The organism is Bradyrhizobium sp. AC87j1, from assembly GCF_002936975.1.
Taxonomy (GTDB): Bacteria; Pseudomonadota; Alphaproteobacteria; order Rhizobiales; family Xanthobacteraceae; genus Bradyrhizobium; species Bradyrhizobium shewense.
In genome coordinates, this window is sequence record NZ_PTFE01000007.1 from 36,845 (window position 1) to 49,515 (window position 12,671).

Sequence of the window (12,671 nt, forward strand, 5' to 3'; positions counted from 1 at the left end):
GTGCTTCGCAGAGGCCGTTGTCGGTTTCGCCCGCAGGCTTGTGCCGTGTCAGTTGCCGACCGGGTAGGCCGCCGGGACGGCATGCGCCCTGTTCAGGATGATGCCGACCTCGTCGAGCTCCTGCATCGGCAAGTCGAGGGTCTCGCCGGCCGGGATGTCGAGGCGGTATCCGACGTAGCGCCGGGCCACGATCGCGTCGAAGCCGAGGCGGTCGCGGAGTTTCTTGCGCAGCTTGCTGACGTGGCTCTCGATCACGCTCTCGTCGAAGGTGGACTCGAAGATGCCGTAGACCGCGTTGAAGATCTGCGTCTTGGTGATCCACTTGCCGTGATTGCTGACCATATATTCGAGAATGCGCAGTTCGCGGCGGGGCAGCGTGAGGGCGTGGCCCGCGATCTCGGGGTCACGGCCGTTGAAGAAGACCTGGATCCTGCTCTCGCAGGGCCTCGGCAGCTCGCCCACCCGGCGGCGCGCGATCGCGGCCGTTCGGGCAAGGATCTCACGCAGGTGGATCGGCACGTGCACGACGTCGTCGACGCCCGATTCGAACAGCTCCAGCGTGTTCTTGAGCATCTTCTGGCCGCTCATGGCGATGATGGGAGCCGAGGAACGCTTGCGCATCGCCCGCGGCAGGCTTCCGCGGGCATCGCAATCCCCGAGGAGGAAGGCGTCCACCGCTGCCAGATCCGATTCACTCGCGGATTGCAGCCAGTCCCAGAATTCTCCGGAGGAGAAGCCGATCGACGATACGCCTTCGCGAACGAGCCCTCCGACATAGCTGTTCGCGACGCTCTCGCGATCATCAACGATAATATACATCAGTCTTTCGCCCCTGTTTCGCACCTGTCGCGGCCGGTTGGTTGTTGTGATGCCCGGCTCGGCAACGATGCTGTTTGACGACATTCCTTCCCGCGAACCGTTGTTATGGTTTCGATATTCGCGGGCAGCCCTACGCATTCAGTGCCTGCGTCTCGCAGACCTGGTACTTCAACTCGATACTGAACGCTTACTGCGTGAGGCCCGGCGGGTGTCTTACGGATCACCTCGCGGGGCGGATTGAGAAACGACCTAGAACAGTTGCGCCAAGTTGCTCATCGCGTCCGAACGCCACTGAATCTGTGTCGATCTCCTCGCCAACTGGCGAGAATCACTTGAGTAGGACCGTAACAATTGCCGATTTCCGATCAAGCGTGCGTAACAAAGCGATTGCTACGTGTGCTTGATGCTGTTGGTTTGTTTCGGGTTGTTTCTTGATATATGCAAACGCATCAGTTGATTTGGAAACTAAACTAGTTCTGCATCGTGATGGGTCTAAGGTTCCGCATCCCCGTACAATCACAGCTATTTTAGGTGGTGTGGTGGATCAGGCATATCGAGGGGTTTTCAACCCGGGATTGACTCTCGTGGGCGTGTTTCCCCGTGCGACAATTCGACTCACGTGTGGCGGCGAGACTCCAGCCTGGCGAAATCTTGGCGAGTGTGTGTCTTTCGAGTCGCACTCTTGCCACGTCCATGACGCGATTGACTCATGCGACGTCGCATCGCGCGCGATGGAAAAGTTTTCGATGCGCACGTTTCAGGCAAGCTTCGGCAAATAACGTCACCGTTCGACAGATCGAACCGAACGGAGCATTTTCACATGTTGTCCGATGGACAAGCTCGTCCCAACGCGACCGCTGATGTTTCCGCAACGACGAAGCCGGCTCCCGAAGTACGCGATACGAAGGACGATACGGCACGAGCGCCCAGGCCTGCTGCGGGCGCAAAGCGAGCGTCGGCCGCGGCAAGCGATGAAGCTCTCGCGAAGGAGGCACTCGAGGGGCTGAAACGTATTCGCGCCAAGGCGCGTCTCGACAAGATGGCGATCCCCAAGCCTGCGCCGACCGTGATCAAGCCGGCCGTGATCGTCGCCAAGCCGCCGCCGCCCCGTCCGACTTGGGTTGCGCCGCTCGCGACATTGGCGGTCGCCGCCATGTTGGTGGTCTGCGCCTGCACCGGCGTGATCGCCTATCTCACCACGCAGCCCGCCCAGAACAACGTTGCAGCCAATACGGAGATCAGGAATCTGCGCGAGACCGTCGCGCATCTGCGCAAGCAGGTGTCGGGCGTGTCGGAAAATCTCGACGGCCTACGCACCGCGGTGGATCAGTCGAGCAAGGCGACCAATGACCGTTTCGGCAGGTTCGCCGAGAATTTGGACCGCATCGAGCGGGTGAGCTCGTCCTCGACGGTGAAGCTCGACAAGCTCGCTCAAGCGCAGGTTCAGACGCCGGCTCCGGCGCCGGCCATGGTGCAATCGCAGCCCTCGCCACAGCAAGGATCGATGATGGCCTCGGTCGCAGCGCCCGAGTTTACGGGCTCGGTATCCCCGTCCGAGCGCGCGCCGGCGCCGCGGAAGGTGATCAAGGGTTGGTCGGTCCGCCAAGCCTATGAAGGCATTGCGATCCTGCAGGGTCCGAACGGCGTCATCGAGGCCGTGCTGGGACAGCAGGTGCCAGGTCTTGGCCGCATCGAGGAGATCAGGAGCGAGAACGGGCGCCTGGTGGTGGAGGCGAGCGGCGGCGTCATCTATTCGTCACGCAAGGCGACGCCCTGATCGAGGGCTGTCCTCTATTGGCGGTGATGCTCGAAGCTGGTGCATAGCAGATCGACCTCCGCCTCCGCGATCGGCGAGCGGAACAGGCGGCAGCTGAACTCGGCCGCTGCCTTGCTGTCGTTGGTGGTGCGCTCCTCCCGGAGGAAGATGCATCGTTTGCAAACGTCGGTGTGGTGCCGCTGCTCGGCCGCGTCCGACTGATCCAGCACGTGCCGGAAGGTGTCGCGGAAGCGGATCTTGACCTCGTCGTCGAGAACGGCAATCGCCTCGATGAGAACGCTGACGGGGTCGCGCACCAGGAACTTCTTGCCCTGCTGCGTCACGCTCAGCATCACCGAGCGCTTGTCGGTGGCCGAGCGTTTTCGCTCGATATAACCCAGCCGCTCGAGCTCCCCGATGATGAACGAGGCGGTGCCGCGCGTAGTGCCGACGTAACTCGCGAGCGCCGAAGGCGTCCGCGAAAAGCGGTTGGCGCGGGAAAGGAAGCGCAGCGCCATCCACTCGCGGTCGCGCAAGCCGTGCTTGGTGCCTTCGAACCACAGGATTCGTGCGACCTGCTCCAACAGTTCAATCGATTCGCGAGCCAAATTCATTTCAATTCCAGATCGGATAAAGCTTTATTCAATTGAGCCTTGGGGTGCGCAATCTGTGTGGACGAGAATGAAGTCCTCGCGTGACCCTTCGTCCGTTGCCGGACGGCGGACCGCGTGGGGAAGAAGCTCTCCGTTGCAGAGATGGAACTTCCGGCCGTGGAACTAGGGCGTCACAAAGAAAGTTCGAGTAAATCGCACGGCTCAAGTCCTCCGAAAATTTCAATCAAATGACGACGGCTCGCGCGTGATTGACGGCGATGTGCGATGCGCGAGCAACATGATGTGTCATCGTGGCCACTGCGGTGCCCATTTGTTGCGGGTGAGCGTGTCGAATGCGCGCACATGCGCATCACCTGCAGCGCCTGGCGGTGTGGCCAGCCGAGGGAGAGTCTTCTTTTTCGGTTAATGGATGTTGCGATGCGGTGCAGCTAGACGGTTAAGTCGGCGCACGAGCGATCGCAGCCGCCGTCGCCTCCGGCGTGCCGCAGTCGTCTAACTTTGTCGCGATGAGCCCGATGCCCGAGACTGCGCCGGTGCAGAAACGGCACTGTCTGGCCTGAAAGCGCGCGTGCTCGCAGGCTGGTGATTTGCATCTCGCCGGCAACTATTGGCGAATGCGTCGCCCCCGGGGCACCAGCATAGGCAGCAGCAAGGGATAGACCGATGAGCTTCGAAACCACCATGACCTCCGACGTCGTCGGGTTGACGAAAGTCGCCCCGGTCTCGCGACGTGGATTCATGAGCGCGACCGCGGCCGTCGCCGCCGGCTACACGCTTGCGGCCGGGCCCGTGCGCGCCGAGGCGATCACGACCGACGCCAATGGTCTTCAAGTCGGTGACGCCAGGATCAAGGTCGGCTCCGAAGAGATGCCCGTCTATTTCGCCCGTCCCGCCGGCAACACCAAGGCGCCGGTGATCATCGTGGCGATGGAAATTTTCGGCCTGCACGAATACATCAAGGACGTGACGCGGCGCCTCGCCAAGCTTGGCGCGTTCGCCATCGCGCCCGATTATTACTTCCGCAAAGGCATCGATCTGACCAAGGTCGCCGAGGTCAAGGATCTGCTGCCGGTGGTCAATTCCAAGCCGGACGCGGAGCTGCTGTCCGATCTGGACGCGGTGGCGGCCTGGGCTGGATCACAAGGCGGCGACACCGCAAAGCTCGGCATCATCGGCTTCTGCCGTGGCGGGCGCACCGTCTGGGAATATGCCGCCCATAGCAGCACGCTCAAGGCCGGCGTCGCCTTCTACGGCACCTTGGTCGACCCCGAAAATCCGCTGCTGCCGAAGAGCCCGATGCAGCTCGCGCCCGAGATGAAGGCGCCGGTGCTCGGCCTCTACGGCGGCGCCGATACCGGCATTCCCGTCGCCCAGGTCGAGCAGATGAAGGCCGCACTCGAGCAGAGCAAGAAGACGGCCGAATTCAAGATCTACCCCGAAGCGCCGCACGGCTTCCATGCCGACTATCGCGGCAGCTACCGCAAGGACGCCGCGGAAGATGCCTGGAAGCAGGCGCAGGCCTGGTTCAAGAAGCACGGCGTGTTGAGCTGACGCTGGTCAAAACAAGGGGCGGCCCGATCGGCCGCCCTTTCTCTTTCAATGCGTGCCGATCTTACTTCACCATCGCGCCATAGACGATGTCCTGAACCTGCTCGCGATAATACTTCCTGAGCTCGCCGGGCGCAGCCGTTCCCACCACGACGACGAGACGCTCCTTCGGGTCGCAGAAGAATTGCGTTCCGTAGGCGCCGTTCCAGGTGAACTCCCCGGGATTGCCGGGGACCGACGACAGCCCTTCGCTGGTGCGAACCGCGACCGAAAGGCCAAAACCGAAGCCGCCGCGATGCGGCTCGACATTGGCCACGTTGTTCTTGATCTCGGGGCCAAGGTGGTTGGTCGTCATGTGATGCACGGTCTTCGGACCGAGGATGCGCTGGCCGTCGAGCTCGCCGCCGTTGAGCAGCATCTGCCCGAAGCGGGCGTAGTCGCCGACCGTCGCAAACGAGCAGGCGCCGCCGCAGTCGAACTTGGTCGGGGTGTCGAGCAGCTTGATCGCCTGCGGCTTGCCCGTCAGCGGATCGTTGGCAAAGGGGCGGGCGAGGCGAGGGCGTTGCGCGTCGGTCGGGTGGAAGGTCGCGTCCTTCATGCCGAGCGGCTGCCAGACATTGGCGGCGAGATACTCGCCGAGCTTCTGCTCGCTCACCTTCTCGACGACGGCGCCGAGCACGTCGATCGAAAAACCGTATTCGAACTCGGTCGAGGGCTGATGCGCCAGCGGCAGTTTGGTGATGCGGTCGATGAACGCCTGGGTGTCGCCTTCGATCGCGGGCGCGACGCCGTCAGGATATTGCCGGGCCACCGGGCTCGAACTGTCGGGCCGGCCGCCATACATCAATCCGGAGGTGTGCCGGTAGAGATCGTGGATGAAGATCGGCGAGGCCTGCGGCTCCAGCTTGAGCGAACCGTTGGCCTCGGTCACGCCGACCTTCATGTCGGCAAAGCCGGGATAGTAATCGGACAGCTTGGCCTGGAGCGGCAGCCGTCCCTGCTCCATCAGCGTCAGGCTCGCGACCGCGGCCATCGGCTTGGTCATCGAGGCCAGCGCGAAGATCGCATCGATCGGCATCGGCGTGCCCTTGTCCGGATCCAGCATGCCGTAAGCCTTGTAGTGCACGAGCTTGCCGTCGCGCGCGATGGCGACCACCGCGCCGGGCACGCGCTTGGCGGCGATCTCGCGGGCGAAGAAATTGTCGAGGCGCGCAAGGCCCTGACTGGAGAAGCCGACGTCATCGGGTTTGGCTTCGGGCAGCGGCGCGGCGATGGCCGTGCCGAATGTGATGACGGCAGCCGCCGCCGCGATCATAGCGATCGTCTTGTTCATTATGTCCTCCCGCACGAGCTCGTTGTGTGAGTGGCTCGTTGCACGCCTAGATCACGACTGCACCGGCGCGAAGTCAAGCGCGGGCAGGGCATGTCTGGGACGTGCCGGACGCGGCGGTGCCTTATCGTGCTTCGCCTGCATGCCACAGCGCATCAAGGCCGTGCCGATAGGTCGGGTGGACAAGCGTGACGCCGAGCTCGCGCTTCAGTTTTGCGTTGGAGACGCGGGCGCTGCTGGTATAGAAGCTGCGGGCCATCGCCGACATCTCGGCCGTCGCGAACGCCTCTTCGGGCGGCGGCGCAACGCCCATCAGTTTCGCCGCATAGGCGATCACATCCTGCGGCGGCGCCGGCGCGTCGTCGCAGAGGTTCCAGATGCCGCCGCCTCGGTGGTGAATGGCAGCCATGATCGCATTCGCGATGTCGTCGACGTGGATGCGGTTGAAGACCTGTCCCGGCTTGATGACGCGGCGGGCTGTCCCGGCCCGCAGTGTCGCCAGCGCGTTACGGCCGGGGCCGTAGATGCCCGCAAGCCGCAGGATCGCGGCATCGCCGCGCGCAATGTCCATCCAGGCCTGCTCGGCGGCAACCCGCATGCGGGCGCGGTCGAGCGTTGCCTGCGGCGGAGTACTCTCGTCGACCCAGCCGCCGGCGTGATCGCCGTAGACGCCGATGGTGGAGAGATAGACGATCTTGAGGCGGCCCGTCGCAAGCACATCGCCGAACGTGGCGATGGCAGGATCGTCGGCGCCGCCGGGTGGGATCGACACCACAAGGACATCGGCATCGCGAACCTGCTCGACCGTCTCGCGTGCAGGAGGCTCGCTCGAAAAGGCGTGGACCTCGATGCAGGCGAGGTCATCCCGCTGCGCGGGATCGCGCACGGTGCCGGCGATATGCGAGAAGCTGCCGCCATGTTTGCGGACGAAATGCCGGGCACTATAGCCGAGGCCAAGGATGAAGAGCCGCATGCGTCTCCTGTGCAGGTCGAAAGTTCCCGTCCGCGCCGTCGCGTCGTTTGCTCATAAGAGATTTTTGGGTCCGGCAAAAGATATTGCGATTTGTCTCGCCTCCTGCCTCGGGCGATGTTCGCCTGTCACAGGGAGGCATCGATCATGCAGGCAGAAGCGCTCGCCTTGGTGCCGGCGGACGCCAATGAGCTGGTCCGGCGCGCGGCCGCGCTGATCTTCGACGTCGACGGCACCCTGGCCGAGACCGAGGAGCTGCATCGGCAGGCCTTCAATCATGCCTTCGCCCGCCACGGTCTCGACTGGCAGTGGGACCGCGCCGTCTACAAGGACCTGCTGCGGGTGACCGGCGGCAAGGAGCGCATGCGCGCCTACCAGGAAAGGCTAGGGATCGCGCCGGCCCTGTCGGATGCGGACATTGCAGCGCTTCACCGCATCAAGACCGCGCATTACGCCGGGCTGGTCGAAACCGGCTGCTGTTCCCTAAGGCCGGGCGTGATCGAGCTGCTCGCCGCGGCGAAGGCGCGCGGCCAGCGGCTCGCGATTGCGACCACGACCTCCCACGGCAACATCGATGCGCTGCTGTCGCAGGCGCTGGGGGCGGATTGGGCTGCAGAGTTCGACGCCATCGTCGCCGGTGACGATGTCAGGCACAAGAAGCCGGCACCGGACGTCTATCTGGAAACGCTGGCATGGCTGCAGCTGAGCGCGGCCGACTGCGTCGCCATCGAGGATTCCGCCAACGGGCTGATCGCGGCCTCACGCGCCGGCATTCCGGTTCTGATCACCCGGAGCATGTTCTTTGCGGATGATGATTTTTCCGCGGCGCGGGCCGTGCTGGATGACCTGTCGGAACTCGGGGTCGCCAAACAAGAAACTGAAAAACAACCCCATGCACAGTAGCTCACGCCCGGGTGCTGGCAGCGTTCAGTGGACCCGGTGGCTCGCTCTATCGTCCTCAGCCTGCTCGACAATCTGCGCGATCGGGCTCGACTGGTGGTGCACCAGGCGCCACTCGTCGCCAACGCGGCGAAAATGGTTGGCGGCGGCCAGAGCGGTGCCGTCGACGATCTCGATGCAGAGCACGCGGGCGCTGTCGCCGTCGACGATGACCTGCGGCTCGGCGCAGACGATCTGCGGCCGCTCGGGGTTTTGCAGGATGTCGCGCCAGCTTCCGATCACCGTGGCGCGCCCGATGATGGCCGGCCAACCGGGATGGATGCAGGAGATGCCGTCGTCGTCCGCCCACATCTGTTCCATGCCGTCGAAGTCGCCGGTCGAGAATGCGGCGTAAAAGGCCGCGTTGGCGGCGATGATCTTACTGTCTTTTGCCATCGCTCTCGGGTGGGGCAAGGCCAGGCAAAAATCAAGCGCGACTTCCGTTCGACTTTGAACGCAGTGCAGCATTGCCCGCTTTGTAGTCACACCGAGACGTGTGTCTCTACGGCACGCCGCGCGCCATCCTTGTAGAGCCGGCCGAGCGCCGTGGTCACGGCCTCGCGCAGGCGCGGCTCGGCGCCCAGCGGCCCGAATACCTTCTCGACCCCGAGCAGCGCAGGCGCGAGCCGCTCGGCAACAGGCCCGGCCTCGCGCGCCAGCGCGGCGAATTCGGCGGCAAGGGGATCGCGCACGTCGATGGTGCGGCCCTGCTCGTCGAGGCCGGTGACGTAGCGCATCCAGCCCGCCACCGCGAGCGCATGCGTTGCGATCGGGAAGTTCCTGGCGAGGCGGTCCTGCATCGCGCCGAGCAGCCGCTGCGGCAGCTTTTGCGAGCCGTCCATTGCGATCTGCCAGGTGCGGTGATGCAGCGCCGGATTGGCAAAGCGCTTGAGCAGCGAGGCGCGATAGGCGGCAAGGTCAGTGCCGACAGGCATCGTCAGCGTCACCGCGGCTTCCTCCATCACTTGCGCGGCAAGCCGGGCGAAGTGCGGATCCTGCATGGTGTCGGCAATGGTCTCGTAGCCTGCGAGATAGCCGAGATAAGCCAGCGCCGAATGGCTGGCATTGAGCAGCCGCAGCTTCATCAGCTCGAACGGCTTGACGTCGGCGACGAGCTCGACGCCGGCGGCGGCAAGGTCGGGCCGGCCGGCCGTGAAACGATCCTCGACCACCCATTGCGTGAACGGCTCGGTCATCACGGGCCAGGCGTCGCGCATGCCGAGCGCGTTCGCGACCGCATCGCGGTCGGCATCATTCGTCTCCGGCACGATGCGGTCGACCATGGTTGAGGGGAAAGCGGCATTATCCACGATCCACTTGCCGAGTTCCCTGGAGCGGAGCGCGGCGAACTGCGTCACGATGCGCTGCAGGGTGTGGCCGTTTGCGGCGAGGTTGTCGCAGCACAGCACGGTGAAGGGCGGGGCGCCCAGCGCGCGCCGCCGCGCCAGTGCAGCGACGATGAAGCCAGGCGCCGAGCGCGGCACGTCGAAATTGTTCAGATCGTGCACGATATCAGGATGCCGTCCGTCGAGATCGCCAGTCTGCGGCGTGTGGCAATAGCCTTTCTCGGTGACCGTCAGCGAGACGATGCGAATGGCGGGATCGACCATCCGCTCGACCAACGCTGCCGGGCTTTCGCGCGCGACGACGCTGTCGAGCAGCGCGCCGATAACGCGATGCTCGGTGCCTTCGGCGGCGCGCACGGCAACGGTGTAAAGATGATCCTGCGGGGCGAGGGCGTCGCGCGTATCCGGGCTGCGCAGGCTGGCGCCGACGATGCCCCAGGACGAGCTGCCTGCCGCAAGGCAATCGTCGATGACGACGGCCTGATGCGCGCGATGAAACGCGCCGAGGCCGAGATGCACGATGCCGGGCGTGATGCGCGACCGGTCGTAGGCCGGACGGCGGATGCCAGCTGCCAGCCGGTCGAGATTGGCGCGGCCAAGGCGCGTTGAACCTGGGCGCATGGACGTCTCCCCTTTGCTTTGCCGCTGCTTGACATGGCGCCCGTATCGGGTCAATGCTCCGGTCAATTGGTAAGACCAATTTTCCAAAATTGGCGGGCCGTGGGCATTTCAGGTGCCCCGCGCGACCCTTTCGGGAGGACCAGCGTGCCGCTGGAAGCTGTGGAGGCGAGACGGCTCTATCGCCAGGTCGCCGATCAATTGCGAAGCCTGATCGACAGCGGCGAGTACGCGGTCGGCAGCCGCTTGCCGACCGAGCGCGAGCTCGCCGAGCAGCTCAGGGTGTCGCGGCCGACCGTGCGCGAAGCCCTGATCGCGCTCGAGGTCGAGGGCCGCCTGCGCATCCGCGTCGGCTCCGGCATCTATGTGATCGAGCCCGCCGCAATCGCCGCGCCCGCAGCCGCGTCCGTCATCGAGGGCCCGTTCGAGCTGCTGCGCGCCCGCGAGTTCCTCGAAAGCGCCATCGCCGAACAGGCCGCGCGCGTCGCGACCAGGGACGATATCGCCCGCATCGACGCCTCGCTCCTCGCAATGGAGAATGTCGAGCATCCCGGCGAAGCCTCGATGGTGCACGACCGCGCGTTTCACGTCGCGATCGCCGGCAGCCTCGGCAACGCCGTTCTGGTGCGCGTAGTCGGCGAGCTGTTCGACCAGCGCCTCAATCCCTATTTCGCGCAGCTCGCGCATTATTTCGAAAGTCCGGGCACCTGGCGCACCGCGCTCGACGAGCATCGCGCCGTACGCGAGGCGATCGCGGCGCACGATCCGAAAGCCGCGCGCGATGCGATGCGCGCGCATCTGGCGCGGTCGCAGGAGCGCTTCGCGCAGAATTTCGGCGCCGAGAACGCGCCGGGATCGTCTTCGGGGCGGAGCCGCACCGCGCGATCCCCGGCGAAGCCGGCGGCACCAAAGCGTCCACCGAAGAAGCAGGCCAAGAGCGGCAGCGCGCGGCGGCGATGAGATTGTACGGCCCGCATCCGTGCTGGGGCGGGCGAACAAGAAGCAGACTTGAACGATGGAGGAAAAGTCGATGTTGAAGAAAATGACGATTGCAGCAGTGATGTCCGCCGCCACGCTGTTGGCTGCCACCCAGGCCAGCGTGGCGCAGACCAAGCTCAAATGGGCCCATGTCTACGAGACCTCGGAGCCGTTCCACACCGCTTCGGTCTGGGCCGCGCAGGAGATCGGCAAGCGCACCAACGGGCGCTATGCGATCGACGTCTATCCGGCCTCGCAGCTCGGCAAGGAAGCCGACATCAACCAGGGCCTGTCGCTCGGCTCGGTCGACATCATCATCTCCGGCTCGAGCTTCGCGGCCAAGAGCTTCCCCCCGATCGGCGTGACCTATTATCCCTATACGTTCCGCGATGCCGATCATCTGCTCGCCTACACCAAGAGCGACATCTTCAAGGAGCTCGCCAAGGGCTATGAGGACAAGAGCGGCCACCACATCGTCGCGGTGACCTATTACGGCGTACGCCAGACCTCGTCGAACAAGCCGATCAAGACCTGCGCCGACATGAAGGGCCTGAAGATGCGCGTGCCGGACGTGCCGGCCTATCTCGCGATGCCGCGCGCCTGCGGCGCCAACACCGCGCCGATCGCCTTCGCCGAAGTCTATCTCGCGCTCCAGAACGGCACCGTCGAGGCCCAGGAAAACCCGCTGACCACCATCGAGGCCAAGAAGTTCTACGAGGTGCAGAAGCACATCGTGCTGACCGGCCATATCGTCGATCACCTCAACACGGTTGTCGCCGGCGCGCTGTGGAAGAAGCTCTCCGACGAAGACAAGAAGATCTTCACCGACGTCGCCCAGGAGGCCGCCGCCAAGGCGACCGCGGAGATCAAGCAGAACGAGGCCAAGCTGGTCGCCTTCTTCAAGGAGAAGGGCTTGAGCGTGACCGAGGTCGACAAGAACGAGTTCCGCGACACCGTGCTGAAGAACGTCGCCTTCGAGACGTTCGGCTATCGCAAGGCCGACTGGGAAAAGATCCAGGCGGTGAAATAACTAGCGCTGTCGTTCCGGGGCTCGCGAAGCGAGAACTACGGTGCGCAATTGCGCACCTGAGAACCTCGAGATTCCGGGTTCGGCTCTTCGAGCCGCCCCGGAATGACGTGTTAATCACGTGCTGCAAGTTTGAGGAGCAACCCATGTCCACCGCCGAAATACACCGGCAGATCACCGCGGACGAGATCGCCCATACCTTCGAGGAGGAGGCGACGCCGAAGGTCGACCTCGGCATCTACGCGTTCGAGGACTGGGTGGCGCTCGCGATCTTCTGGGTGATGGCGCTCGCCGTCTTCCTCCAGTTCTTCACCCGCTACGTGCTCAACGACAGCTACGCCTGGACCGAGGAGATCGCGACCTATTGCCTGATCGGCGTGGTCTTCATCGGCGCCTCGATGTGCGTGCGGCTGTCGCGGCACATCCAGGTCGATCTCGTCTATCGCTACCTGCCGCACCTCGTGGCGCGGGCTCTGTCGACGGTGATCGACCTGATCCGGATCGCCTTCTTCGGCTACGCCATCAAGCTGGTCTGGGTCTACATCCAGATCATCGGCGATGAATCAATGACCACGATCAATTTTCCCAAGAACTACGTCTATTACGCCGTGCTGCTCGGCTTCGTGCTGATGTTCGTGCGCTCGTTGCAGGCGGCGCTGCAACACTGGCGGCAAGGCTACTCGGTCCTCGAACGACCCGGTGCCTACGACGGATCGGAGATTTGAC

General features: G+C 64.2%; 12 protein-coding genes. 6 read left to right on the forward strand and 6 right to left on the reverse strand.

Annotated features, from left to right (window positions below; translation table 11 throughout):
- Nucleotides 1-48: 48 nt before the first annotated feature.
- Nucleotides 49-819 (reverse strand): response regulator transcription factor, encoded by a 771-nt coding sequence (locus tag CV770_RS06525; RefSeq protein WP_201759722.1) that lies wholly within the window; start codon nt 817-819, stop codon nt 49-51.
- A gap of 820 nt (nt 820-1,639) precedes the next feature.
- Between CV770_RS06525 and CV770_RS06535 the strand changes: the two genes are divergently transcribed.
- The gene (locus tag CV770_RS06535) at nt 1,640-2,596 is read left to right on the forward strand and encodes a hypothetical protein (protein ID WP_104461717.1); all 957 of its coding nucleotides are present in this window, start codon (nt 1,640-1,642) and stop codon (nt 2,594-2,596) included.
- Between the two features lie 14 nt (nt 2,597-2,610).
- Here CV770_RS06535 and CV770_RS06540 read toward each other — a convergent pair whose 3' ends face one another.
- Nucleotides 2,611-3,189, reverse strand: a complete 579-nt coding sequence (locus tag CV770_RS06540; protein ID WP_104461718.1) for a MarR family winged helix-turn-helix transcriptional regulator — start codon at nt 3,187-3,189, stop codon at nt 2,611-2,613.
- A gap of 663 nt (nt 3,190-3,852) precedes the next feature.
- On the opposite strand from CV770_RS06540, the gene CV770_RS06550 reads away from it, so the two are divergent.
- Entirely contained in the window at nt 3,853-4,740 is an 888-nt protein-coding gene (locus tag CV770_RS06550) for a dienelactone hydrolase family protein (RefSeq protein ID WP_104461719.1), read from the forward strand.
- 61 nt (nt 4,741-4,801) lie between these two features.
- Here CV770_RS06550 and CV770_RS06555 read toward each other — a convergent pair whose 3' ends face one another.
- Nucleotides 4,802-6,070 (reverse strand): serine hydrolase domain-containing protein, encoded by a 1,269-nt coding sequence (locus CV770_RS06555; RefSeq protein ID WP_091960912.1) that lies wholly within the window; start codon nt 6,068-6,070, stop codon nt 4,802-4,804.
- Between the two features lie 121 nt (nt 6,071-6,191).
- Nucleotides 6,192-7,040 carry an SDR family oxidoreductase gene (locus tag CV770_RS06560; RefSeq protein ID WP_104461720.1) on the reverse strand — a complete coding sequence of 283 codons (849 nt, stop codon included), beginning with the start codon at nt 7,038-7,040 and terminating at the stop codon, nt 6,192-6,194.
- 144 nt (nt 7,041-7,184) lie between these two features.
- Here CV770_RS06560 and CV770_RS06565 point away from each other — a divergent pair, with 144 nt between their 5' ends.
- Nucleotides 7,185-7,940: an HAD family hydrolase gene (locus tag CV770_RS06565; RefSeq protein ID WP_201759723.1), complete on the forward strand. Its 756-nt coding sequence runs from the start codon at nt 7,185-7,187 to the stop codon at nt 7,938-7,940.
- A 24-nt stretch (nt 7,941-7,964) separates the two neighbouring features.
- On the opposite strand, the gene CV770_RS06570 is transcribed toward CV770_RS06565, so the two are convergent.
- Entirely contained in the window at nt 7,965-8,372 is a 408-nt protein-coding gene (locus CV770_RS06570) for a nuclear transport factor 2 family protein (protein WP_104461721.1), read from the reverse strand.
- 86 nt (nt 8,373-8,458) lie between these two features.
- The gene (locus CV770_RS06575; protein ID WP_104461722.1) at nt 8,459-9,943 is read right to left on the reverse strand and encodes a mannitol dehydrogenase family protein; all 1,485 of its coding nucleotides are present in this window, start codon (nt 9,941-9,943) and stop codon (nt 8,459-8,461) included.
- Nucleotides 9,944-10,087: 144 nt separating this feature from the next.
- Here CV770_RS06575 and CV770_RS06580 point away from each other — a divergent pair, with 144 nt between their 5' ends.
- From CV770_RS06580 to CV770_RS06590, 3 genes are all read left to right on the forward strand, one after another.
- Nucleotides 10,088-10,900 carry a FadR/GntR family transcriptional regulator gene (locus CV770_RS06580; protein WP_104461723.1) on the forward strand — a complete coding sequence of 271 codons (813 nt, stop codon included), beginning with the start codon at nt 10,088-10,090 and terminating at the stop codon, nt 10,898-10,900.
- Between the two features lie 82 nt (nt 10,901-10,982).
- Entirely contained in the window at nt 10,983-11,948 is a 966-nt protein-coding gene (locus tag CV770_RS06585) for a sialic acid TRAP transporter substrate-binding protein SiaP (RefSeq protein ID WP_409362392.1), read from the forward strand.
- A gap of 143 nt (nt 11,949-12,091) precedes the next feature.
- Nucleotides 12,092-12,670: a TRAP transporter small permease gene (locus CV770_RS06590; protein ID WP_104461724.1), complete on the forward strand. Its 579-nt coding sequence runs from the start codon at nt 12,092-12,094 to the stop codon at nt 12,668-12,670.
- Nucleotide 12,671 lies beyond the last annotated feature (1 nt).

Coding starts and splice junctions, on each gene's coding strand:
- CV770_RS06525 (WP_201759722.1), bottom strand. CDS start 819: ATGTATATTATCGTTGATGATCGCGAGAGCGTCGCGAACAGCTATGTC.
- CV770_RS06535 (WP_104461717.1), top strand. CDS start 1,640: ATGTTGTCCGATGGACAAGCTCGTCCCAACGCGACCGCTGATGTTTCC.
- CV770_RS06540 (WP_104461718.1), bottom strand. CDS start 3,189: ATGAATTTGGCTCGCGAATCGATTGAACTGTTGGAGCAGGTCGCACGA.
- CV770_RS06550 (WP_104461719.1), top strand. CDS start 3,853: ATGAGCTTCGAAACCACCATGACCTCCGACGTCGTCGGGTTGACGAAA.
- CV770_RS06555 (WP_091960912.1), bottom strand. CDS start 6,070: ATGAACAAGACGATCGCTATGATCGCGGCGGCGGCTGCCGTCATCACA.
- CV770_RS06560 (WP_104461720.1), bottom strand. CDS start 7,040: ATGCGGCTCTTCATCCTTGGCCTCGGCTATAGTGCCCGGCATTTCGTC.
- CV770_RS06565 (WP_201759723.1), top strand. CDS start 7,185: ATGCAGGCAGAAGCGCTCGCCTTGGTGCCGGCGGACGCCAATGAGCTG.
- CV770_RS06570 (WP_104461721.1), bottom strand. CDS start 8,372: ATGGCAAAAGACAGTAAGATCATCGCCGCCAACGCGGCCTTTTACGCC.
- CV770_RS06575 (WP_104461722.1), bottom strand. CDS start 9,943: ATGCGCCCAGGTTCAACGCGCCTTGGCCGCGCCAATCTCGACCGGCTG.
- CV770_RS06585 (WP_409362392.1), top strand. CDS start 10,983: ATGACGATTGCAGCAGTGATGTCCGCCGCCACGCTGTTGGCTGCCACC.
- CV770_RS06590 (WP_104461724.1), top strand. CDS start 12,092: ATGTCCACCGCCGAAATACACCGGCAGATCACCGCGGACGAGATCGCC.